We start from the raw sequence: 22347 nt of genomic DNA, 5'->3' as shown, positions 1-22347 counted from the left end.
GCATGACTATCCTGTGGGGAGTTCGAATCAGGAGCCTCCACGATGACTCACCCCCGCGCACTGGGCCGCTCCGGCCTGCAGGTTCAACCCATCGTCTTCGGCGGCAACGTCTTTGGCTGGAGCGCCGATGAAGCGACTTCGTTTGCGTTGCTGGACGCCTTTGTCGATGCCGGTTTCAATCTGATCGATACCGCCGATGCGTACTCGGGCTGGGTGCCGGGCAATCGTGGCGGCGAATCGGAAACCATCATCGGTCGCTGGCTTGCACGCAGTGGCAAGCGTGACAAGGTGCTGATCGCCACCAAGGTGGCCAAGTGGAGCGAGCATCCCGGCCTGTCGCCGGACAACATCGCCGCCGCCGTGGAAGACTCGCTCACGCGCCTGCAGACCGATGTGATCGATCTGTACCAGGCCCACGAAGACGACGAATCGATTCCGCTGGAAGCCACGCTGGCCGCGTTCGGCCGCTTGATCGAACAAGGCAAGGTGCGCGCGATCGGCGCGTCCAATTACACCGCCGCGCGTCTGCGCGATGCGCTGGATATCTCCGAGCAATACACGCTGCCGCGCTATGAAAGCCTGCAACCCGAATACAACCTCTACGACCGCGCCGGCTATGAAGCCGAACTGGAGCCGCTGGCGCGCGAACGCGAACTGGGCGTAATCAGTTACTACTCACTGGCCAGCGGCTTTCTCACCGGCAAGTACCGCAGCACCGAGGACGCCGGCAAGAGCAGCGCGCGCGGCGCCTCGGTAGTCAAGCAGTACGTCAATCCACGCGGGCTGCGCATCCTGCAGGCCCTGGACGACCTGGCAGTCACCCACAATGCCACCCCGGCGCAGATCGCGCTGGCCTGGTTGATTGCGCGCCCGGGCTTGACCGCGCCAATCGTCAGCGCCACCAGCGTGACCCAGCTGCACGATGTACTGGCCGCAGCACAGCTGTCGTTGAGTGCCGACCAGATTGCGCAGCTGGACAGTGCAAGCGCGCCGGAACCGGCTGTGTCCTGACCCCGCGCACCAGCGCACGCCTGCTCATTCCCTCGCGCAGCCGCCCGTGCGGCTGTGCTCCTTTGGCCGCGCACCTGCGGCCCCGCTGCGAGGATTTCCCGCATGACATCGATCACCAACCGCCGCATCGTGCTGGCCTCGCGCCCGCACGGCGAACCCACGGCCGACAACTTCCGCATCGAAGAGGCCAGTCTGCCGCCCACCGGGCACGACCAGATCCTGGTGCGCAACCGCTTCCTGTCGCTGGACCCTTACATGCGCGGCCGCATGGATGAAGGCCCCTCGTACGCCGCACCCGTTGCGATCGATGCGGTGATGGAAGGCGGCACCATCGGCGAAGTCATCGAGTCGCACCATGCCGACTATCACCCCGGCGACCTGCTCGTGCTCGGCGGCGGCTGGCAGACCCATAGCCTGCTCACCCCGACCACGCCCTTGCGCAAGCTGCCCAAGGACGACAGCCTGCCGCTGAGCACCGCACTCGGTGTCTACGGCATGCCCGGCTTTACCGCCTACGCCGGCCTGCATGAAATCGGCAAGCCGCAGGCCGGCGAGACCCTGGTGGTGGCAGCGGCCAGTGGCCCGGTCGGCGCCACGGTAGCGCAGCTGGCGCGCCTGCAGGGGCTACGTGTAGTGGCCATTGCCGGCGGCGAAGAAAAGGTGCGTTACCTGCGCGAGTCGCTGAAGGTGGATGTGGCGCTGGACCATCGCGCCGACGACTTTGCAGAGCAATTGCGTGCCGCCACACCTGACGGCATCGACATCTATTTCGAGAACGTCGGCGGCAAGGTCTTCGACGCGGTGCTGCCGCAGCTCAACGACTTTGCGCGCGTCCCGGTCTGCGGCGTGATTGCCACCTACAACAGCCGTGGGCAAGCGCTGCCTGGCCCGGATCGCCTGCCCGAGTTCATGGGCCAGGTGCTGCGCAAGCGCCTCACGGTGCGCGGCTTCATCCAGCACGACTTCATCCGCCTGATGCCGGCCTTCCTGCGCGAAATGGGCCAGTGGCTGCGCGAAGACCGCATCCAGTACCGCGAGCACGTCCTGCACGGCCTGGACAGCGCTCCGCAAGGCCTGATCGACGTCTTGCGCGGCAAGAATTTCGGAAAAGCCGTCGTCGCCCTCGATTAAGCAACTCGCAGCGCCGCGCAGAACTCACGCTTTTGCGATCCCCCATTCCCCATCCCCAAAGGAACACAATGACTGTCCCCGCATTCGGCCTCGGCACCTTCCGTCTCAAGGACCAAGTTGTCATCGACTCGGTGCGCAATGCGCTTGAGTTGGGATACCGCGCGGTCGATACCGCACAGATCTACGACAACGAAGCACAGGTGGGCGAGGCGATCGCCGCATCCGGCATCGCGCGCGATCAGCTGTATCTGACCACCAAGATCTGGGTCGACAAGTTCGACCGCGGCGCACTGGTGCCAAGCCTGCAGGAAAGCCTGCGCAAGCTGGGCACCGACCATGTCGACCTTACCCTGATCCACTGGCCCTCGCCCAAGGGCCAGGTGCCGATGCGCGAGTACCTGGAAGCATTGGCGCAGGCCAAGGCGCAGGGCCTGACGCGGGCGATCGGCGTCTCCAACTTCACCATCGCGCTGGTCAAGCAGGCAATCGAGATCCTGGGCGCCGAGGCGATCGCCACCAACCAGATCGAGGTACACCCGTACCTGCAGAATCGCGCGTTGACCACCTTCCTGCGCGAACAGGGCATCCACGTCACCTCCTACATGACGCTGGCCGTGGGCGAGGTACTGAAGGATCCGGTGATCCAGGCAATTGCCGACCGCCACGGCGCCACCCCGGCACAGGTAACCCTGGCCTGGGCGTTGCAGCAGGGATACTCGGTGATTCCCTCGTCGACCAAGCGGGCGAACCTGGAGAGCAATCTCAAGGCGCAGGCGCTGCGTTTGAGCGAGCAGGACATGGGCGAGATTGCCGCACTCGACCGTGGCCAGCGCTTGGCCAACCCGCACGCCATTGCGCCGGACTGGGACTGATCCGGCAGTGCGTATCCGCCTTGGCTGATGCGGTGCGGGTGCAGCGCGCGACGTTCGCTCGTCGTCGCGCGCTGGTGGGCTTGCGACGCACTGCTACGGTTCGGCGACAGGGGAGCAGTCTCGCTGACCGAGCCCTGCCCATGCCTGCCGCATCCGTTCTGACCCGCACTCCTGCCGACGTGACGCGGAGATCGCGTACTGGCGCGATCTCCATGCCAACGGGTATCTGGGTGGTTACGCGTTTGACGACGATGCCCGCGCACCGACGCGGGGTGACGCCATCTATCTGGCCTATCCGCAGGCATCCGAAGCGCAGTTGTATCGCGTGTTGCAGGATGCGGACTACCGCTCCCAATCGACGCTATCGGTGCCGTGGTATCGACTGTGCGCGATGCCTGGCGGCACCTGCAACGTGCTGGCACGAAGCACTAGAGATGACTGCAGTCGTAGGAGCGCGCTTGCGCGCGATGGGCGTTACACGGTCCTGCCCGTCGCCATCTGGCGCGCTCCTACAACGGCGGTGCGGTGCTGCGCGATTGAATGGGAGTCGGTCGGTAATGCACTGGCGCTCGGGGGCGCCTACGAGGCAGGCGGCAGGCGACGTCCTTGCTCGAGGCTGATACTTGGGCGTGTACATCCGCGCCCGCTGCCACCCATGAGACGGTGGCGTGGCCGTTGCCTAGTTCAACTGACCCATTGCCATGGCCTGACGATCGATCCGGTGCTTCTCGGCCAATGCCTGCATGCCTTGCAGTGTCGAGGCGATCAGGCTGGCGTAGCGCAGCCGCCACAGGTTGGCACGGTCGTTGTCGTCCTGGGTGCTGCCCAGGCCGTCCAGTACCTGCGGCAGACGGCGGTCAGCCAAGGCCGACGCCGCCAGGTAGGGCTTTGCCGGCGCAATCACGTCCACCGGAGCGCGCCAGTCGTTGGCGACATGGCGGGCGATGCCGGCCAGGTGCGACAGCTGGTGCATGCCGATCAGCGTCTCGTGCAGCATCTCCCGGCACGCCCATTGCCACAGCGCCACCTTTTCCGATGGGTCCTGGGCGATCTCGGTCAACGCCAGGTCAACCTTTTCGATACGTGAGTCGAGCATTGCGGGGCTCCGATGCTGCTGTGCAACATAATTCACACCATCCGCCGTGAGAATCAAGTGATCCTGCCGTTGGAAAACCGTCAGCGCGCCGATGCTCGACCCGGTTCACGCTTTCCAACGACCACCAGCCGGTGTACCGGCACCCCCTGACTTCCTGCCCATGCAGCCTGCGTGGCGCTGCGTAATGCTGCAGTCCCCTACCGCGGCCATCCTCATGCGCCTTGCCCTCCTGCCCATCCTGCTGCTGGCGAGCTGCGCTGTGCGGGCCGAGACGGCCGGGCCGGCCCTGTCCTCGCGGCAATGCGAGGTCGGCACCTCCTACGACGTGCTCGCCGATGGCGGCGGGATCTGGCTGCGCCGCAAACAGGGCGCCCCGCGCGAAATCTTCTTCCACGGTGGCGAGCTCAACGTGGACCGCCAGCCGGCGCCGGTCAGTGCAGCGGATGCGCAGCACTTGCGCGAACTCGAACAACACACCCGCGCGCTGATGCCGGCGGTGACGGGCATTGCCCATTCGGTGGTCGACATCACCTTCGATGCGCTGGGCGGTGTGGTGCATGTGCTGTCCGGTAGCGCGCGCCAGCAGCGCAAGGTCGAGCAGCTGCGCAGCGGCGCGCTGGCCCAGGTCGATGGCAGCCTGGGACGTGGGCGTTGGGAGCAGCAGCTGTTCGATGCGCGCTTCCAGGCCAGCGTCGACGCTGCGGCCGAAGATCTGGCCGGTAGCCTCACCCGCAGCGTGCTGTGGACGGTGATGACCGGCCGCGCAGGACAGCTGGAACGCCGTGGCGCGGCGCTGGATGCGCAGCTGGAGCGGACCATGCAGCAGCGCAGTCAGGCATTGGAGGCACAGGCGCAAGCGGTCTGCGTGCAGGCACAGGCGCTATACGCCATCCAGCAGGCGCTGGAGTACCGCATCGACGGGCAACGCCTGCAGATGCTCGAGCTCAACACCCGTCCGCAGGACGAAGACGCCGCCGTATCCGGCAGCGTGGTGGCGACGCTCGTGCGCTGAAGTGTCAGGTCGGCAAAAGGCGGTGTTCCGAGCGCCGATCATATTGCTGCCGGGGTGCCGCAGCGCCCATGTCACATGTGGCTTGCGCAGGGCACAGTCCGCAGGTGCCGGCTGAGCGATTGGGGCGCGCTGCACGCAGCAGCTAGCGCGCCAGCCAGTTCCGCAGCGCCTGCGACACCGCCTGCGGTTGTTCCAGTGGCGACAGATGCCCGCACGTGGGCAGCCGCACCAGCTGTGCCTGTGGAGCGAGTGCGGCCATCTCTTCGTGCAGGGCTGGCGGGGTGATCGCATCGTCTTCCCCGCACATCACCAGCACCGGCCCAGGGTAGGCGCGCAACAGGTCGCGTCCGTCCTGCCGCTCCAGGCGGTTCTGTCGCACGAACACATCCACGCCCAACCGCCCGGTCATGCCGCGCACGCGCGCGAGCAGCGCCTGGTCGTGCCAGCGCGAGGGATGCACGTAGTGGCGCAGCAAACGCTCGCCAAAGCCATGAAAGCTCTTGCCACCAAGCACGCTGGCTTCCTGCGCGCGTCGCTGCGCAAGGCGTTCGGGCGTGTCGGCGCGTGCGGAGGTATCCAGCAAGGCCAGACGCTCCACCCGCTCGGGCGCCACGCGCAGCAATTCCTGCGCCACGTAGCCACCCAGCGAAAAACCCGCCACCGCGCAACGCGGCGGCAACTGCGCGAGCAATTGCAGTGCCAGCGCGCGCATGCTGTCGGCGCCGGTGAGATCGCCGACCACGCAATCGGCGACGTCGGCCAGTGCCTCGCGTTGCGCATGCCACAGCTCGGCATCGTTGAGCAGACCTGGCAGCAGCAACAGTGTGAGGCGATCGACGCTCATGCGCCGACGCTGCCGGCCGAAGCCGGGGGGGAGATGCAGTGTCATTGCTGCAGTGTGCCGTGTGCCAAGCCCTGGCAACACCCGGCCCCGTCAATGCATCGGCCCGACGCATGCGCCGGGCCGATGCTGACATCGCCATGCGTCTGCCGCACGGCGTCGGCCGATCTCAGGCCAGGGTCAGGGTGACGTCGATGTTGCCGCGGGTGGCGTTGGAGTAAGGGCAGACCTGATGGGCCTTGTCGACCAGCGTCTGCAGCTCGGCCTTGTCCATGCCCGGCACGGCCACGCGCAGTTCGACGGCGATACCGAAGCCGCCCGGGATCTGGCCGATGCCGACGCTGCTGTCGATGCTCACTTCACCCGGCAGCTTGAGCTTGTCCTGCGCGGCCACGGCCTTCATCGCGCCGATGAAGCAGGCGGCGTAGCCGGCGGCGAACAGCTGTTCCGGGTTGGTACCGTCGCCGCCGGCGCCGCCGAGCTCACGCGGGGTGGACAGCTTGGCGTCGAGCGCGCTGTCCGAGGACACCGCACGGCCTTCGCGACCGCCGGTTGCGGTGGCGTGGGCGGTGTAGAGGATCTTTTCGGGTGAGGCCATGGTGGTTCTCCTGATGAGCGCAATGCGCGGTGAGTGAATCGGTAACTATTTAATAGGGTGCGATGTATCAGACGGTAGCAGGGCGCGACGACCCGCCTTATCCCACGCCCAGGCTGGCGCGTAGCTTTTCCAGATCCTGCTTGAGCTGGACCAGTTCATCCAACGAGCAGGACGACGCACACAACACCTGCTCTGGCACGCCACCGGCCTTGCTGCGCAGCGCGCGGCCGGCATCGGTCAGCGCAATGATGACCTGGCGCTCGTCGACGGCAGCGCGCGTGCGCGTCACCAGACCGGCGGCCTGCAGCCGCTTGAGCAGCGGCGTCAGCGTGGCCGAATCCAGGTGCAGGCGCTCGCCGATCTCCGACATGCTGCGGCTGTCGGTCTGCCACAGCACCAGCATCACCAGGTACTGCGGATAGGTCAGGTCCAGCCCCTTCAGCAGCCCGCGGTAGAGCTTGTGCATCGCCAGATTGGCCGAATACAGCGCAAAGCACAGCTGGTTGTCGAGCTGCAGCAGTGCGTTTGTCCGGGCGGTGGCGGTGTCCATGGGCTGCACTTTACATAGCGCGCTACTCAATAGCAAGCGACTTTGCGTGGGCGATCAGCACAGCCACGATTTACCGCAGTCCCGCAGCGCAGCCCTGAGCGATAAATAAATCGGGAGCGCATCGCCGGCCATTGGCTGCGCGACCTTACCGCTGCCCTAAGAGCGCTTCACTTGAAGGGAGGCATCGTCCCTGGTGTAAGACCTGCCGGCCGTGACGCCGGCAGCGGCAAGAGCCTGGCAGCGACGCAATCGGCGCGATGCTCCTGTGGCCTGCGCTTGTCACACCATCAACTCACGCCCGATGCGCCGTTGCCAGGTAGTCCGCGCTCTGCATCTCGATCAGGCGCGAAGCGGTGCGCTCGAATGCGCCGGCCAGGCGCTGGCCGCTGTACAGGTCTGGCGGCGCGTCCTGCGCGGTGCAGACCAGATTGACGTGGCGGTCGTACAACTCGTCGATCAGGTTGACGAAGCGACGCGCGGCGTCTTCATTGATGCGGTCGAAGTGCGGGATGCCGCCAAGCAACACGGTGGTGAATTCGCGCGCGATCTCGATGTAGTCGCTGGGTCCGCGCGGGCCTTCGCACAGCGCGGCAAAGTCGAACCAGGCGATGCTCTTGCCGCGCGCGCGCACCGGGATCTTGCGCGACTCGATTTCGATATTGCCCGCGCGCGCCTCGGCATTGCCGCTCAACTCGCCCCAACGTTGCGCAAGCCAGTCGTCGGCCTGCGCGTCCAGCGGCGCGCGGTACACCGGCGAGCGCGTCAATGCGCGCATGCGGTAATCCTCGGTGCCTTCTGCATAGAGCTCTACGCAGAACTTCTGCAGCAACCCGATCGCCGGCATGAAGCTGTCGCGCTGCAATCCGTTGGCATAGAGGTTTTCCGGCGCGGTGTTGGAGGTGGTCACCAGCGTCACGCCTTCGGCGAACAGGCGCTCGAGCAGGCGTGCCAGCAACATCGCATCGCCGATGTCGGTGACGAAGAATTCGTCCAGCACCAGCACGCGCAGGTTTTCGCGCCATTGCTGGGCAATCTTGGCCAGTGGATCGCTTTGCCCGGCGTGCTCGCGCAGCTGCTCGTGCACGCCGCGCATGAAGCGGTGGAAATGGGTACGGTACTTCTGCTTGATCGGCAGGCCGTCGTAGAACAGATCGACCAGAAACGTCTTGCCGCGGCCGACTCCGCCCCAGAAATACAGGCCGCGCACCGGCTCGGGTTTCTTCCAGAAGGCCGAAAGCCGGTCCAGCCAACCATCCTGCGCGCTGTCCACCAGCGCCTCGTGGATACGGTCCAGTTCCGCCAGGGCCGCCTGCTGGGCAGGGTCGGCGCGCCAGTCGCCACGTTGTACGCCGGCGGCGTAGCGCTGCGACGGGGTCATCTCACTCATTGCGTTCTCCGCGGACCGGCTGCTGCCCTGCCCGCTCAACGGCGCATCGCCAGGCGATACGCGTGGTCCATGCCGCGGTCAGACGGCGGCCGGCAGCCAGCGCCGGACACCATGCTGGATCGCACCGCGCAGGTCGATCAATTTGCGGTGGAAGAAGTGGCTGGTGTCGGGCATGCGCACCAGCTCGGGCTGCTGCTCCAGCGTGTCCAGCCAGTCGTACACCGCCTGCGGGTCGACGATTTCGTCGGCATCGCCCTGGATCACCAGCCACTGCGCCGGCGGCTGCATGTCACTGAAATCCCAGCGCCCCGCCGGCGGTGCGATCGAGATCAACGCCTGCGGCGCCAGCGCTCCGGCGGCGCGCAACGACACATACGCGCCGAAGCTGAAACCGGCCAGCCACAGCGTGTCGTCCGGCCGCTGCGCGCGTACCCACTCGGCCACTGCGCGCAGGTCGTCCTGCTCGCCATCGCCATGATCGAACACACCGGCTGAAGTACCGACGCTGCGGAAATTGAAACGCACCACGGTGATGCCGAGCTCGCGCAGCGCGCGTGCGGCCATGGTGACGACCTTGTTGTGCATGCTGCCGCCCTCGGTGGAGAGCGGGTGGCAGACGATGGCGGTGACCGGTTGCACGGCCACGTCCGCGTCGGGCAGATCCACCGCGACATCGAGCGGACCGACAGGCCCGCTCAGCGTCAGCGCTGCGGATTCGGTGGGGAATGGGGGATTGGACATGGCCTCATAATAGCCGCCCCGCTGGCCGCGTTCATCGCCCTGCCTGCACACTTCGTTGCGTTGCCCATGCATTTTCTGTTGTTTGCCGTCATTTGCAGTGTCCTGGTGTCGGTGTTGTTGAAGCTCGCACCGCGTCGCGACATCGACGTCTTTCAGGCCATCACCTGGAACTACGCCACCGCCAGCGTGCTGGCCGTGGGACTGCTCGAACCGTCGTTTGCCAGCCTGCATGCACCCGGCACGCCATGGCTCGCGCTGCTAGGGCTGGCAGTCGCGTTACCAGGCATTTTCCTGGTGTTGGCGCGCTCGGTGCGGGTGGCCGGAATCGTGCGTACCGATGTGGCCCAGCGGCTGTCGTTGCTGCTGTCGCTTGCAGCCGCATTCACGGTATTCGGCGAGCACGCCGGGGTCTGGAAACTGGCAGGCCTGGGCATCGGCGTGTTGGCCATCGTCGGCATCGTGCAGCGCCCGCGCGCAGCGCCTGCGGTCGAGCCTGTGTCGGAACCGCTGGTGCAGGCACGCGCGTGGCCGTGGCTACTGGGCGTTTGGGCCGGTTTTGCGCTGATCGATGTGTTGCTCAAGACCATCGCGCTGTCGGGCACGCCCTCGCTCACTGCATTGACGCTGTGCTTTGCCCTCGCCTTTGCGCTGCTGCTATGCGCGCAGGTGTTGCGGGTGCGACGTGGTCATCGCCTGCACCTGCCCAGCATCGCCGCCGGCTTGCTGCTGGGCGTGCTCAACTTCGGCAACATCCTGTTCTACGTGCGTGCGCATCAACACCTGGCGCATAGCCCTGCCACGGTGTTTGCAGCGATGAACATCGGTGTGGTGGTGCTCGGCGCGCTGGTCGGCATGCTGGTCTTTGGCGAACGCACCACACGCTGGACCCGCGTGGGCCTGGCATTGGCGGTGGTGGCGATCGCAGTGATCGCGTGGGGATCACGCTGACGCAGCGCGTCGTGGCGTGATGACGTGCACGATGGCCGTGCGCGTCATGCGCCAGCACGCCGGGCTTAGCGCTCCCAGTGCGGGAACGGGTCATCCAGCAGCTGCCAGTGTGCCGGACCTTGTCGCAGTTCCTGGTCGCTGAGCAGGCAGGCATCCAGCGCCGCGCGGGTGCGCGGTGCATCCATGTCCACGCCGATCACCGCCAGCTCCTGGCGGCGATCGCCCCACAGCGGGTGCCAGAGCCGCTGCATGGCGGCATATTCGTTGGGGTCCCCCACTTCGTGCAGCTGCGGCAGCGGCGCGCTCCAGCAGTGCGTCTGTTGCCGCTGCCAGCCGATATCGGTGTAGGGCAGCGGGGTGATGCTGGTTTGCTGTGGCTGGCCGATCGCCTGCGCATCCACGCGATGGCGTGCGGCAAACCAGAAGCCAGCCGCACTGGTCTGGGTGGCGCCACCAACGCTGGACAATTCGCCCACCCAGTCCATACGGCTGGCCAGCCAGAAGAATCCCTTGCTGCGAATCACCTGCGGCAGACCGCTGCCCACCATGCACGCGAAGCGCTGCGGGTGGAATGGCCGACGTGCGCGATACACGAAACTGCTGATGCCGTACTGCTCGGTTTCCGGCGTGTGCTGGCCGCGCAGTTCCTGCATCCACCCCGGCGCCAGTTGCGCACGGGTGAAGTCGAAGCGCCGGGTATCGAGCAGCTGCTGCAAGGGCACATTGCCATGGGCCGCATCCACGATCGCCGCCTCACGATTGAGCGCACGCAGCACCGCGCGCAGGCGCTGCAGCTGCACCGGGTCGATGCGGTCGCACTTGCTGATCACCAGCACGTCGGCGAACTCCACCTGCTCGCCGAGCAATTGCACCAGTCCGCGCGTGTCGTCCGGGCCGGCCTGCTGCCCCAGTTCGGCCAGGGTCGCGGCCGAGCCGAAGTCCTGCAGAAAACGGCAGCCATCCACCACGGTCACCATGGTGTCCAGACGGGCGATATCCGACAGGCTGAAGCCATCGGCATCGCGTACGGCGAAGGTGGCCGCCACCGGCATCGGCTCGGCAATGCCGGTCGATTCGATCAGCAGGTAGTCGTAGCCGCCGTGTGCGGCCAACCGCCGCACTTCCTGAAGCAGATCATCGCGCAGGGTGCAGCAGATGCAGCCATTGCTGAATTCCACCAGTGTCTCTTCGGTGCGCCGCAGGGCCGCACCGCCCTCGCGCACCAGCTGCGCATCGATGTTGATCTCGCTCATGTCGTTGACGATCACCGCCACGCGCAGGCCCTCGCGGTTATGCAGGATGCGATTGAGCAAGGTGGTCTTGCCGGCGCCCAGAAAGCCGGACAACACGGTAACGGGCAGACGCGAATCACGCTTGGGGGACAGGGACATCCTGACGGCCTGGCTGGAGTGAAGTGTTACTATATAACACTTTGCCGACAGGACACCGTAGATGCGCGCCACCGCTTCCCTGCTGGACAGCTCGGCCATCGCCTTGTCCGGGCTGTGCCTGCTGCATTGCCTTGCCCTGCCGCTGTTGGCCGCCGCGCTGCCACTGCTGGGCGCCTGGAGCCGGGCCGAATGGGTGCATGTGGTGTTTGCCACGGCGGCGGTACCGCTCAGCGGCTACGCGTTGTGGAGCACCCACCGCCGGCACGCGCTGCCGCCACCGGTCTGGGTGTTGGCGATCTGCGGACTGACCGGGCTGGTGCTCGGCGCGAGCGGTCTGGCCGGCGGCGCGTGGGAAACACCGATCACCGTCGTCGGCAGCCTGCTGCTGGCAAGCACCCACCTGATGAATCTGCGGCTGCGGCGCCGACACGGAAACTGCACGCGCTAGCGGCAGGAGCGATCACCGCGCCACCTCGATCCCCGGCCTGCGCTACAGCGAGAAGCCCAGCAATACCGGGTCGTGATCGGAGCTGCGCCACGGGCCGGGCAGATTGCGCTTGGCATAGCCGGCCTCGTCCATCGCATCGGCATTGATATGCCATTCAATCGCGCCGCGCAGCTGCTTGGCCATGGCCGGGCTGAGCAGCGCGTGGTCCAGGCGTCCGCTCATGCCGTCGTAGACGTAGCTGTAAGGCTGTTTCACCCCGGCTACCGCAAACGCGTCCTGCCAACCGCTGGCGCGCAGGCTGCGCATCGGCGTTTCCATCGCGTAGGCATTGAAGTCGCCCAGCAGCACGGCCAGCCTGGTCTGCGCGCCGGTGGGGTCGGTCTGCAGCCATTGATGCAGGCGTTTGGCCGATTCGGTGCGGGTGGCGTTCCAGCAGGCCTGGCCGTCCCGCTGGTCGGCATCGGCGCCGCTGGCGGAGCCGCAGCCCTTGGATTTGAAGTGATTGGCGACCACCACGAAGGTCGCCCCGCGCGTGCTGCGGAACGCCTGCGCCAGCGGCACGCGGCTTTGGTTCTCGAACGGCCCGCCGGTCAGCGTGGCCGGCTTGCCCACCGGGGTCACCTGCGAGCTGCGATACACGATGCCGACCCGGATCGCGTCATCGCCCGGGCCGCTGCCGGTATCGACGAACTGCCAGTCCTTGTCCTTGCCGGCGGCGTTGAGCGCAGCCACCAGTTGCGCCACCGCCGTATCGGCGCCGCTGCCGTCGTTTTCCAGCTCCATCAGCGCGGCCACGTCGGCGCGCAAGGGCACGATGGTGGCGACCAGCTTGGCCAACTGCGCCTGGAACTGTTCGTGCGTGCGCGCGCCGCGCTTGGTCGGAAAGCCGCCACCGCGGCCATTGCCGTTGAAGAAATTCTCCAGGTTGAACGAGGCGATGCGCAGGTCGCCACCCACCTGTGGCGCCACTGCGGTGGGCATGGCCGGCACGGCCAGCGGCGTGAGCACCTGGATGCGGTACCGGCCGTCGTAGCGCTGGTCGACGATGCCATCGACCGATTTGAGCAGGCTGCCGCTGCGCAACGCCGCATCGGCCGGCAGGTAGGACACCTGCTTGGGGCTGCGCCCGTTGCGTGCATCGTCCAGCAACACGCGGCGACGCGCGTTATCGGCCTCCACCTGGGCGAAGGCCGGGGTGCCGGCCGCCGCCACTTCGCTCGGCTGCCACAGCCGCCCACCGAACGCGGCAACCAGCTCGCCGTCGGCGTCCAGGCGATCGCTGCCGTTGAGCGTCAGCGCGGTGATGCGCACGTGCTCACCTTCCAGCGCTTCCCAGTTGGCCGGCGGCCCGCTGAGCATGCGCACCGGCACCGGCTGGCCGCTGGCAAGCGGCTCGATACTGCTGGCCTCCAGCGTGGTCAGACTCGCTTCGCCACCTGCCGAGACCTCGCGCACCGTGCCGACGATGCGCACGCGGTCGCCCACCGCCACCTCGGCATTGCCGGCACCGGTGACGAACAGCCCGTGCGAGCGCCGCGGCTCGACGCCCGGCTGCTGCACGAACAGGCCGGCCAGGCCCGCCCGCGTGTCGGCCGTGACGATGCCTTCCACCTCGACCGCCCGGCCATCGTACGGGCTGCGGGTGTCCTCGCCCTGCACGTCGGCAATCGAGAGCCGCTGCGCGGCACCGTCGGCAGCGCTGCAAAGCAGTGGCGCCAATAGACCGACCAGACCGAGCACAAGCAGCGGGCGATGCGACATCGAACGACTCCAAAGGGGATGGATCAAACGCAAGCGCCGCCCGGAAGGCGGCGCGAGAGGGTGAAGCGCGTGAACAGGCTAACAAACCGCAGTGACGTGCCGCCAGGCGTGTTCTTTACGGGACACGCGATGCGACCAGTGCGCTGCATCGACACTCCGCTGCGCTTGCCCGCACCAGGGTCAGGCGACGCATCCGATCAAGCAACCGACAACGCTGGCGATTGGCGGTGCAGGAGCGCCAACGGCACACCACGCTCCGCGATGCCCCACAGCGACCTTACTTCAGATTGCCCAGCATCCAGTCCACCGTTGCACGCACCTGTTCTTCGGTCAGCGCCGGGTTGCCGCCCTTGGGCGGCATGATGCCGCCATCCGGGCCGGTGTAGCCCTCGATCGCGTGCTTGTACAAGGTGTCCTTGCCCTGGGCGATACGCGCATCCCAGTGCGAGTGGTCCAGCGTCGGCGCCTTGCCCACGCCGGTGGTGTGGCAGGCGGTGCACAGGTTGTCGAAGATGGTCTTGCCGTCGGTGGTGCCACCGTAGGCCGACTGCGATGAGGCCTTGGCCAGCGCTGCCGCCTGGGCGGCTGCCTGCGCCGCTGCACCGGTGGTGCCGGCATAGACCGCGCCGGCAGGCGCGATGCGCTGCTGCACACGCTTGGCGGCAGTCGGCGAGACCTCGTCGGGAATGGCGCGTTGCAAATACGCTGCCAGGGCGATCAGGCCCAGGGTGATCACTACCAGTAATCCGATCACCATCGAGAATTTTTTCAGGAACTCGAGGTCGTAATTCCGCACGCGCTCACCCCTGGCTGTTGGTCGAAGACCTCTGCTAGCGCCGGAGTATAGAGCACAGTTCCTGCCAGTCTGACCAGCGTGCGTGACAGTGATTGCAGCCAATGTGCAGCCTGCCCCACCTGGAGATGGTTCCTGCGCACGGGCACGCTCGCGCCTGCCGGCAAATTGCCGCAATGCCGCATGGCGCGTTGGCCTGGCCCGACGGAATTGCGTATCATTCCCATCAATCCACGGGGACGCGCCTGCCGCCTCGCCCGGTCCGTTACCAGGAGTCGCCCCGATGAAATCCTTCCTGCTGTCCTGCCTGGCCCTGGCCAGCCTCAGTCTGTCCGCCCAGGCCCACGAAATCTGGATCGAACGCGATGGCAGCGGCCCGGTGCGCATCTTCTTCGGCGAGCCGGCGCAGGAAACGCTCGATCACGGCCAGGACGAGATCAAGCGCGTGGTCAAGCCGACCGTGTTTGGCGCTGCCGGCAAGGCCGGTGCACTGCAACGCGGCAGCGAGTTCCTGACTGCACCTCTGTCTGGCGCGGGCGATGCCTGGTTGAGCGACGACAGTGTGTTCGAGCCGTGGAAGGGTGAGGCCGGCGGCTTCGAGACGGTGAGCTATTACGCCCGTGCCGGCCGCGCGACCCCGTCGGCCAAGCTGGATCTGGAACTGGTGCCCACCACCGCCAACGGCAGCACGCTCACGGTGCTGTATCGCAACAAGCCGCTGCCCAAGGCCGAGGTCACCGTGATCGACCCGCAGAAGTGGCAGAAGACGCTGACCTCCGACGCCAAGGGCCAAGTCACCCTGCCCAAGCTGCGCCCCGGTCGCCACATCCTGGTGGTGAACAACAAGGAGCCGGTCAAGCGCGAGATCGCCGGCAAGCAAGTGACGCTGGTGCACCACATCAGCACGCTGACCTTCGTCGCCGAATAAACCGGCCACCTCCAACGCTTGCCTGATGTCCAGCACCCCGCCCCTGTCGCTTCCCTGGTTCAGGCGCCCGTGGCTGGGCGTGCTGGCGCGGACGTTGGCCGCGATTGTTGGCGGTTATGCGCTGGCCAGCGCCACCAACCTGTTGCTGGCCCTGGTCCTGCCGCTGCCGCGCAGTGAAGCGGTGTTGACCAGCATGCTGGTCGGCATCGTGGTATGCGCCTGCGCGCCGCTGTGGGCATTTGCCACCGCCAGCGTGTGGCGGGCTTGGGCGGGAATCGCAGTTCCGGCGGCGCTGATGTTCGCGCTGGCGGCCTGGCTGCAGCGGGGAGCGGCATGAAGCAGGGGTTTCGCCAGTCGATGGCATGGCTGCATACCTGGACCGGCCTGCTGGTCGGCTGGGTGCTGCTGCTGATCTTCATGGGCGGCACCGCCAGTTACTACCGCGATGAAATCAGCCGCTGGATGCGCCCGGAGCTGCCCACTACCACGGTGAGCAGCGAGGCCGCCGTCCGCAGCGCCGAGCAGTACCTGCAGACGCATGCAGCAGACGCAGTGAGCTGGAACATCACCTTGCCGGACGCGCGGACGCCGGTGGTCAGCATGTACTGGCAGAACCCCGCACCGGCCGACGGCAAACCGGCCAGCCGCCGCGAGATGTATGGCAACGCCATCATCGACCCGGCCACCGGCAAGGAGATCGCCGCGCGCGACACGCTGGGCGGCGACTTCTTCTACCGGCTGCACTTCGACCTGCATTACCTGCCGGTGGTGTGGGCTCGCTACATCGTCGGGTTCTGCGCGATGTTCATGCTGGTGGCCATCATCAGCGGCGTGATCACGCACAAGAAGATCTTCAAGGACTTTTTCACGTTCCGCCCGGGCAAGGGCCTGCGCTCGTGGCTGGACTTCCATAACGTCAGCGCAGTGACCGCGCTGCCATACCACGCGATGATCACCTATACCGGCATCGTGACCTTGATGTTCATGTACCTGCCCTGGGGCATCAAGGCACGCTATGCCAGCGACGAGATGCGCTTTTACGACGAGTCGGCCAACCGCGTGGCCGACACCCGGCAGGCGGCCGGCACGCCGGCGCACATGCTGCCGCTGGAACAGTTTGTGGTGCGCGCCCGCAGCGACCTGCGCGGGGGCGAGATCGGCAACGTGGCGGTGTCGCTACCCAACGATGCGCATGCGGCAGTCGGCGTCAGCCAACTGGCCGCGCAGCTGTCCAGCACCGCGCCCTCCATCCTGTACGACGGCCTCACCGGCGCGCGCCTGCAGCGCAGCGGCGTGCCCGGCGGCGCGAGCGAAACGCGCGGGGTGATGGTGGGGCTGCACATCGCGCACTTTGCCGGTCCATGGCTGCGGGTGCTGTTTTTTGCTTCCGGCCTGCTTGGCTGCCTGATGGTGGCCAGCGGCGTGGTGATGTGGGCGGTGAAGGAACGCCCCAAGCACCTGAAGGCCGGACGCATCGGGTTTGGATTGCGCCTGGTGGACGCGCTCAACATCGGCACCGTGGCCGGGCTGCCGATCGCCTTTGCCAGCTTCTTCTGGGCAAACCGGCTGTTGCCGGTGGCGCTGGAAGCGCGCGCAGCGATGGAAGCGAACCTGTTCTTTGCCGCCTGGGCCAGCGCGTTGTTGGCTGCGTTCGTCTGGCCGCGCCGCGCGATGTGGAGCTGGCAGCTGTACCTGGGCGGCGCGTTGTTTGCGCTGGTGCCGCTGCTCAACGCGATCACCACCGATGTGCATCTGGGCGTGACGCTGCCGGCCGGCCAATGGATGCTGGCCGGCGTCGATCTGGTCTGCCTGGGCCTGGGTATCTGCCTGGGCATTGCCGGCTGGCGCTTGCAGCACTGGAAGGCGCCGCAACCCGCGGCTGCCCGACGTGCGCGTGCCACGGTCGCCGCCCCGGCGCAAAACAGCGTGCCGATGCAGGAAAGTGCATGAGCGTGATGCTGTTGCTGGCGTTGAATTTTTCCGGCTTCGCGGCGCTGTGCCTGGCGATGGAAAAACACCAGTACGAGCTGCGTGGCCGCAGCCTGGGCGCTGCGCGCACGCGGCAGTTGCGCAGCATCGGCTGGCTGTTGCTGCTGCTCACCTTTGGCCTGGCGGTCCGCGCGCAGGGGTGGGGCATCGGCCCGGTGCTGTGGCTGGGAACGCTGACTGCCGCCGCGGCAGTGCTGGCACTGTGGCTGCTGCCCTATCGGCGTGGCGCGGTGCTGCCGGCCGCCATCGCCGTGCCGGTGTTGGCTGGCGCTGCGCACCTGCTGATGGGCTGAGACCGCGGCCGATTATGGCGGCGGATCGCCCCAGCTGCGCCCATCGCGTGGCAGCCGGCCATCGTCGTGCACCCGCAGCACCTGCTCGGGCTGCAGCATGTCCAGGAACAGCACCACGTTGACCCCGTCCGGCGCTGCCAGGCTGGGAAAGATCACCCCGGGAATCTGCGCCTCACGCAGCAGGTCGCCGAGCACCCAACTCACCGGCTCGACCTTGGTGACCAGGGCCTTGCGCCAGTCGTCGGTCCAGTCGGCCCAGAGCGCGTCCCAGCTGGCATCGAGCAGGCGCAGATCGGCCAGCGCCGGCAGCTCGGCTGCGTAGCTGACCAGCGTGAACGGCGGCAGGAACGGGGCGGCCTGTGCGTATTCGGCCGCCGCCGTGTCCAGTTGCAAAGACAGGTACAGCGCCGGCTGACCGAAACGATTGAAGCGCCCGCCCGAGCGCGCCGCACCGGCACCACTCAGGGGTTCGGCGGCCCAGCGCGGGGTGAAGGCGCGATACAGCGTGCAGTGCGCCGGAGCGCTCAGCTTCAACCGGCGGCCCCCGAGGCGACGGTCCGCAGGTAGGTCAACGCATCGTCGGTGCGGCCCTGCTTGACCACCTCCAGCAGGGTGGCGAACTCGAAGACGGGGATCGGGGTGTTTTTCAGATGGAACACCACCTGGTGTTCGTCCGGCTGGATCTGCGCCATCGCCACCAGCAGCCGCGAGAGATTGCGCAACACCTCCTGCACGCGCGGGCTTTCCGGATGCACGCGCAGGCTGTTGCGATGCACGCCGGCCAGCTCGGCCAGCTCCTGCTGCGACAGCTCCAGCAGGCCGGCCATGGCTGCCGGCGACAGAATGGTGCGGTCGGGCGCGCGCAACCGCTCGGTCAGGGAGAGGGGATTGAGGACGGCGACCATGGGTGTGCTCGGGTAGGTGACGTGCACAGTATATGCACAGCAATCAGCATCCATCCAGCACGGCGGGATGCACGGTCAGCGCAGTGTCAGACCTGCCTCGCCCCCACCGCACGCAGGCAAAAGCCGCTGATCGCTTCGACCAACTGTTCGCCTTGCTGCGGGTCGCCGCGACTGGGCGCGATCGGCCCGACCAGGGCCTCGGTGAAGGCGCCCACGATGCAGGCTGCTGCGGCATCCAGTGACTGTTCGGGAAATTCTCCGGCGGCCACGCCTTCGGCCAACAACTGCCGGAACACCTCGCCGAACAGGCGACGGCCGCGGATGCGCTCGGCATCCACTTCGCCTTCCACCGGCTCGGCGATGAAGGCGTATGCCAGCGCCGGACCGGCCAGCGCGCGTCGTACGAAGGTGGCAATGGCGGTGCGCAGGCGCTCGGCCGCACTGGCATCGGTGGTCGCGATGGCACGCAGGATGGTCATCTCACGCTGCACCGCCGCGTTTAAAACTTCCACGAAAAGCTCGGCTTTGGACGGGAAATGCCGATAAATCTGTCCGGTTGACACGCCAGCGGCTGCCGCCACCGCGGTGATCGGGGCATTGCGGTAGCCGCCCTCGGCGATCAGCGCGCGGGTCGCGTGCAGGATGCGTTCGCGGTTGCCGGCCAGGCGTTCTTCCATCAGGGCGGAGCGTCGATAAGCCATGGTGTGATTCTGGGTTCAATAGTTGAATTTTAGTTCACTTTTTTGCCGGGGACGGCTAGGCTGCCTGCTTACGCCGCGCGGCCCGCCCGCCCCCACCCGGCACGTCCCGATCCCTGTGGAGTTGCTCCATGCATGTGCCGTCCTTGAATTTCGAGCTTGGCGAAGAGATCGATCTGCTGCGCGAAAGCGTTGCGACGTTGGCCAGCCACCATATCGCCCCGCTCGCCGCGGCGGCCGATCACGACAATGTCTTTCCGTCGCAACTGTGGCGCCTGTTCGGTGAGCAAGGCCTGCTGGGGCTGACCGTGGAAGAAGAATACGGCGGCAGCGGCATGGGCTACCTGGCGCATGTGGTGGCGATGGAAGAAATCTCCCGCGCCGGGGGCGCCATCGGGCTCTCGTACGGGGCGCATTCCAACCTGTGCCTCAACCAGCTGCGCAAGAACGCAACGCCCGGGCAGAAGCAGCGTTACCTGCCCAAGCTGTGCACGGGCGAGCATGTGGGCGCGCTGGCGATGAGCGAGGCCGGCTCCGGCTCGGACGTGGTGTCGATGAAGCTGCGAGCGGACGCGCGCGGCGACCGCTACGTGCTCAACGGCAACAAGATGTGGATCACCAACGGCCCCGACGCCGACGTGCTGGTGGTCTACGCCAAGACCGACCCGGACGCCGGCGCGCGCGGCATCACCGCCTTCATTGTCGAAAAAGGCATGCCGGGATTTTCCACCGCGCAGAAGCTCGACAAGCTGGGCATGCGCGGCTCCAACACCTGCGAGCTGGTGTTCACCGATTGCGAAGTGCCGGCCGAGAACGTGCTCGGCACCCTCAACGGTGGCGTGCGCGTGCTGATGTCCGGGCTGGATTTCGAACGCGTGGTGCTGGCCGGCGGGCCACTGGGGCTGATGGCCGCAGCCATGGACGTGGTGCTGCCCTACGTGCACGAGCGCAAGCAGTTTGGCGAGCCGATCGGCACCTTCCAGTTGATGCAGGCCAAGCTGGCCGACATGTATGTGGGACTCAATGCCTGCCGCGCGTACGTCTATGCGGTGGCACGTGCCTGCGATGCCGGGCGCACCACGCGCCAGGACGCGGCTGGCGCCATCCTGTATGCCGCCGAGAAGGCCACCTGGCTGACCGGCCAGGCGATCCAGGTGCTGGGCGGCAATGGCTACATCAACGACTACCCCACCGGTCGCTTGTGGCGCGATGCCAAGTTGTACGAGATTGGCGCGGGGACCTCGGAGATCCGGCGCATGCTGATCGGCCGCGAACTGTTCGAACGTACCGCCTGACGGAGCCCTCATGAGCGTGATCACCAGCCAGCTGCAGATGAGCGGCGAGAGTTTCCAGGCCAACGCGGCGGCAATGCGCGTGGTGGTCGATGATTTGCGCCGCACCCTGGCGCAGACCGCGCTTGGCGGCAACGAGGCGGCGCGGGCAAAGCACACCGCACGGGGCAAGCTGCTGGTACGCGACCGGATCGATGCGCTGCTGGATCCGGGCAGCGCCCTGCTGGAGATCGCACCGCTCGCCGCGCACGGCATGTACGACGACCAGGTGCCGTGTGCCGGTGTGGTGGCCGGTATCGGCCGCGTGTCTGGCGTTGAATGCGTGATCGTGGCCAACGATGCCACCGTCAAGGGCGGCACCTACTACCCGATGACGGTGAAGAAGCATCTGCGCGCGCAGGACATCGCGCAGCAGAACCGCTTGCCATGCATCTATCTGGTCGATTCCGGCGGCGCGTTCTTGCCGCTGCAGGATGAAGTATTCCCCGATCGCGACCACTTCGGGCGCATCTTCTACAACCAGGCCAACCTGTCGGCCAACGGCATTCCGCAGATCGCCTGCGTGATGGGCTCCTGCACGGCCGGCGGTGCGTACGTGCCGGCAATGAGCGATGAGACGGTGATCGTGCGCGAGCAGGGCACGATCTTTCTCGGCGGCCCGCCGTTGGTGAAAGCAGCCACCGGCGAAGAAGTCACTGCCGAAGCGCTTGGCGGTGCCGATGTACATACACGCATCTCCGGGGTGGCCGATCATTTTGCCGACAACGATCTGCAGGCACTGGCACGCGTCCGCGCCATCATCGCGCAGCTCAACTGGCGCAAACCGCCTGCATCCCTGGCACTGCAAACGCCGGTGCCGCCGCGGCATGCCGCCGACGAGCTGTATGGCGTGATTCCTGCCGACACGCGCAAGCCGTTCGACGTGCGCGAAGTGATCGCGCGCATCGTCGACGACTCACGCCTGGACGAATTCAAGCCGCGCTACGGCAGCACCCTGGTGACCGGCTTTGCGCATCTGCATGGCTACCCGGTCGGCATCATCGCCAACAACGGCATCCTGTTTTCCGAGTCCGCGCTCAAGGGCGCGCACTTCATCGAGCTGTGCACACAACGCGGCATTCCGCTGGTGTTCCTGCAGAACATCACCGGCTTCATGGTCGGGCGCAAGTACGAACACGGCGGCATCGCCAAGGACGGCGCCAAGCTGGTGATGGCGGTGGCCTGCGCCAAGGTACCCAAGTTCACCGTGGTGATCGGCGGCTCGTTCGGTGCCGGCAACTACGGCATGTGCGGCCGCGCGTATTCGCCGAACTTTCTGTGGATGTGGCCAAACGCGCGCATTGGCGTCATGGGCGGCGAGCAGGCCGCCAGCGTGTTGGCGACGGTGCGCCGCGACGGCATCGAGGCCAAGGGCGGGGCATGGTCGGGCGAAGAAGAAGACGCGTTCAAGGCGCCGATCCGCGCGCAGTTCGAACAGCAAGGCCACCCCTACTACGCCAGCGCCCGCCTGTGGGACGACGGCATCATCGACCCGGCCGATACCCGGCGCGTACTGGGCCTGGGCTTGTCGGCGGCGTTGAATGCGCCGATCGAACCGACGCGCTTTGGCGTGTTCCGGATGTGAGCACGACCGTTGGCCAGCGTTGCATGTGCCGGCGCATG

General features: G+C 66.8%; 23 protein-coding genes and 1 pseudogene. 12 read left to right on the top strand and 12 right to left on the bottom strand.

All coding sequences use genetic code 11. The features are described 5' to 3' along the window. Window positions 1-42 precede the first annotated feature (42 nt). From ABQZ09_RS12435 to dkgB, 3 genes are all read left to right on the top strand, one after another. Complete coding sequence (locus ABQZ09_RS12435) at window positions 43-1011, top strand: aldo/keto reductase (protein WP_349777021.1); 969 nt, start codon at window positions 43-45, stop codon at window positions 1009-1011. 102 nt (window positions 1012-1113) lie between these two features. After that, window positions 1114-2142: an NADPH-dependent curcumin/dihydrocurcumin reductase gene (curA, locus tag ABQZ09_RS12430; protein ID WP_039564707.1), complete on the top strand. Its 1029-nt coding sequence runs from the start codon at window positions 1114-1116 to the stop codon at window positions 2140-2142. 68 nt (window positions 2143-2210) lie between these two features. Continuing rightward, window positions 2211-3014 (top strand): 2,5-didehydrogluconate reductase DkgB, encoded by an 804-nt coding sequence (gene dkgB, locus ABQZ09_RS12425; RefSeq protein ID WP_349777020.1) that lies wholly within the window; start codon window positions 2211-2213, stop codon window positions 3012-3014. 679 nt (window positions 3015-3693) lie between these two features. On the opposite strand, the gene ABQZ09_RS12420 is transcribed toward dkgB, so the two are convergent. Continuing rightward, window positions 3694-4110, bottom strand: coding sequence for a hypothetical protein (locus ABQZ09_RS12420; protein WP_039412119.1), 417 nt, complete (start codon window positions 4108-4110; stop codon window positions 3694-3696). Between the two features lie 171 nt (window positions 4111-4281). On the opposite strand from ABQZ09_RS12420, the pseudogene ABQZ09_RS12415 reads away from it, so the two are divergent. Next, window positions 4282-5122, top strand: a pseudogene (locus ABQZ09_RS12415) (DUF2884 family protein). 142 nt (window positions 5123-5264) lie between these two features. Here ABQZ09_RS12415 and ABQZ09_RS12410 read toward each other — a convergent pair. The 5 genes from ABQZ09_RS12410 to ABQZ09_RS12390 form a co-directional block, all read right to left on the bottom strand. Continuing rightward, a complete protein-coding gene (locus ABQZ09_RS12410; RefSeq protein WP_349777018.1) occupies window positions 5265-5966 on the bottom strand; it encodes an alpha/beta fold hydrolase in 702 nt (233 codons plus the stop codon). A gap of 166 nt (window positions 5967-6132) precedes the next feature. Further along, window positions 6133-6561 (bottom strand): organic hydroperoxide resistance protein, encoded by a 429-nt coding sequence (locus tag ABQZ09_RS12405; protein ID WP_104580196.1) that lies wholly within the window; start codon window positions 6559-6561, stop codon window positions 6133-6135. Between the two features lie 97 nt (window positions 6562-6658). Further along, window positions 6659-7111, bottom strand: a complete 453-nt coding sequence (locus ABQZ09_RS12400) for a MarR family winged helix-turn-helix transcriptional regulator (RefSeq protein WP_349777017.1) — start codon at window positions 7109-7111, stop codon at window positions 6659-6661. A gap of 292 nt (window positions 7112-7403) precedes the next feature. Then, window positions 7404-8498 carry a cell division protein ZapE gene (gene zapE, locus ABQZ09_RS12395; RefSeq protein ID WP_179453411.1) on the bottom strand — a complete coding sequence of 365 codons (1095 nt, stop codon included), beginning with the start codon at window positions 8496-8498 and terminating at the stop codon, window positions 7404-7406. A gap of 78 nt (window positions 8499-8576) precedes the next feature. Beyond that, window positions 8577-9239 (bottom strand): alpha/beta hydrolase, encoded by a 663-nt coding sequence (locus ABQZ09_RS12390; RefSeq protein WP_039412159.1) that lies wholly within the window; start codon window positions 9237-9239, stop codon window positions 8577-8579. 66 nt (window positions 9240-9305) lie between these two features. On the opposite strand from ABQZ09_RS12390, the gene ABQZ09_RS12385 reads away from it, so the two are divergent. Beyond that, window positions 9306-10187 (top strand): EamA family transporter, encoded by an 882-nt coding sequence (locus tag ABQZ09_RS12385; protein ID WP_228313314.1) that lies wholly within the window; start codon window positions 9306-9308, stop codon window positions 10185-10187. Window positions 10188-10252: 65 nt separating this feature from the next. Here the strand turns inward: ABQZ09_RS12385 and ABQZ09_RS12380 are convergent, their stop codons facing one another. After that, on the bottom strand, window positions 10253-11578 hold the full coding sequence (locus ABQZ09_RS12380) for a GTP-binding protein (protein ID WP_349777016.1): 1326 nt from the start codon (window positions 11576-11578) through the stop codon (window positions 10253-10255). Window positions 11579-11639: 61 nt separating this feature from the next. Here ABQZ09_RS12380 and ABQZ09_RS12375 point away from each other — a divergent pair, with 61 nt between their 5' ends. Then, on the top strand, window positions 11640-12026 hold the full coding sequence (locus tag ABQZ09_RS12375) for a MerC domain-containing protein (RefSeq protein ID WP_349777015.1): 387 nt from the start codon (window positions 11640-11642) through the stop codon (window positions 12024-12026). Between the two features lie 42 nt (window positions 12027-12068). On the opposite strand, the gene ABQZ09_RS12370 is transcribed toward ABQZ09_RS12375, so the two are convergent. Further along, entirely contained in the window at window positions 12069-13787 is a 1719-nt protein-coding gene (locus tag ABQZ09_RS12370; RefSeq protein WP_349777014.1) for an ExeM/NucH family extracellular endonuclease, read from the bottom strand. Window positions 13788-14064: 277 nt separating this feature from the next. Further along, window positions 14065-14583 (bottom strand): c-type cytochrome, encoded by a 519-nt coding sequence (locus tag ABQZ09_RS12365; protein WP_039412147.1) that lies wholly within the window; start codon window positions 14581-14583, stop codon window positions 14065-14067. Between the two features lie 280 nt (window positions 14584-14863). Between ABQZ09_RS12365 and ABQZ09_RS12360 the strand changes: the two genes are divergently transcribed. The 4 genes from ABQZ09_RS12360 to ABQZ09_RS12345 are packed head-to-tail and all read left to right on the top strand — an operon-like array spanning window position 14864 to window position 17790. Further along, complete coding sequence (locus tag ABQZ09_RS12360; RefSeq protein ID WP_349777013.1) at window positions 14864-15508, top strand: DUF4198 domain-containing protein; 645 nt, start codon at window positions 14864-14866, stop codon at window positions 15506-15508. Window positions 15509-15533: 25 nt separating this feature from the next. Next, window positions 15534-15845 (top strand): DUF3649 domain-containing protein, encoded by a 312-nt coding sequence (locus ABQZ09_RS12355; protein WP_349777012.1) that lies wholly within the window; start codon window positions 15534-15536, stop codon window positions 15843-15845. Next, on the top strand, window positions 15842-17458 hold the full coding sequence (locus ABQZ09_RS12350; RefSeq protein ID WP_349777011.1) for a PepSY-associated TM helix domain-containing protein: 1617 nt from the start codon (window positions 15842-15844) through the stop codon (window positions 17456-17458). Before ABQZ09_RS12355 ends, ABQZ09_RS12350 begins: the two co-directional genes overlap by 4 nt. Next, window positions 17455-17790, top strand: coding sequence for a DUF3325 domain-containing protein (locus ABQZ09_RS12345; RefSeq protein WP_184553544.1), 336 nt, complete (start codon window positions 17455-17457; stop codon window positions 17788-17790). The genes ABQZ09_RS12350 and ABQZ09_RS12345 overlap by 4 nt, the downstream gene beginning before the upstream one ends. 12 nt (window positions 17791-17802) lie before the next feature. Here the strand turns inward: ABQZ09_RS12345 and ABQZ09_RS12340 are convergent, their stop codons facing one another. From ABQZ09_RS12340 to ABQZ09_RS12330, 3 genes are all read right to left on the bottom strand, one after another. Then, window positions 17803-18324 carry an RES family NAD+ phosphorylase gene (locus ABQZ09_RS12340; protein WP_228313307.1) on the bottom strand — a complete coding sequence of 174 codons (522 nt, stop codon included), beginning with the start codon at window positions 18322-18324 and terminating at the stop codon, window positions 17803-17805. Further along, window positions 18321-18695 (bottom strand): hypothetical protein, encoded by a 375-nt coding sequence (locus tag ABQZ09_RS12335; protein WP_039406735.1) that lies wholly within the window; start codon window positions 18693-18695, stop codon window positions 18321-18323. The genes ABQZ09_RS12340 and ABQZ09_RS12335 overlap by 4 nt, the downstream gene beginning before the upstream one ends. Window positions 18696-18781: 86 nt before the next feature. Beyond that, window positions 18782-19396 carry a TetR/AcrR family transcriptional regulator gene (locus ABQZ09_RS12330; RefSeq protein WP_184388610.1) on the bottom strand — a complete coding sequence of 205 codons (615 nt, stop codon included), beginning with the start codon at window positions 19394-19396 and terminating at the stop codon, window positions 18782-18784. A gap of 128 nt (window positions 19397-19524) precedes the next feature. On the opposite strand from ABQZ09_RS12330, the gene ABQZ09_RS12325 reads away from it, so the two are divergent. Beyond that, entirely contained in the window at window positions 19525-20688 is a 1164-nt protein-coding gene (locus ABQZ09_RS12325; RefSeq protein WP_349777010.1) for an isovaleryl-CoA dehydrogenase, read from the top strand. Window positions 20689-20698: 10 nt separating this feature from the next. Further along, entirely contained in the window at window positions 20699-22309 is a 1611-nt protein-coding gene (locus tag ABQZ09_RS12320; protein ID WP_349777009.1) for a carboxyl transferase domain-containing protein, read from the top strand. Window positions 22310-22347 lie beyond the last annotated feature (38 nt).

It is taken from the genome of Xanthomonas sp. WHRI 6106, assembly GCF_040202405.1.
Taxonomy (GTDB): domain Bacteria; phylum Pseudomonadota; class Gammaproteobacteria; order Xanthomonadales; family Xanthomonadaceae; genus Xanthomonas; species Xanthomonas cannabis.
Note: the sequence above shows the minus strand (reverse complement) of the source record. Positions and strands in the feature narration are given on the sequence as shown.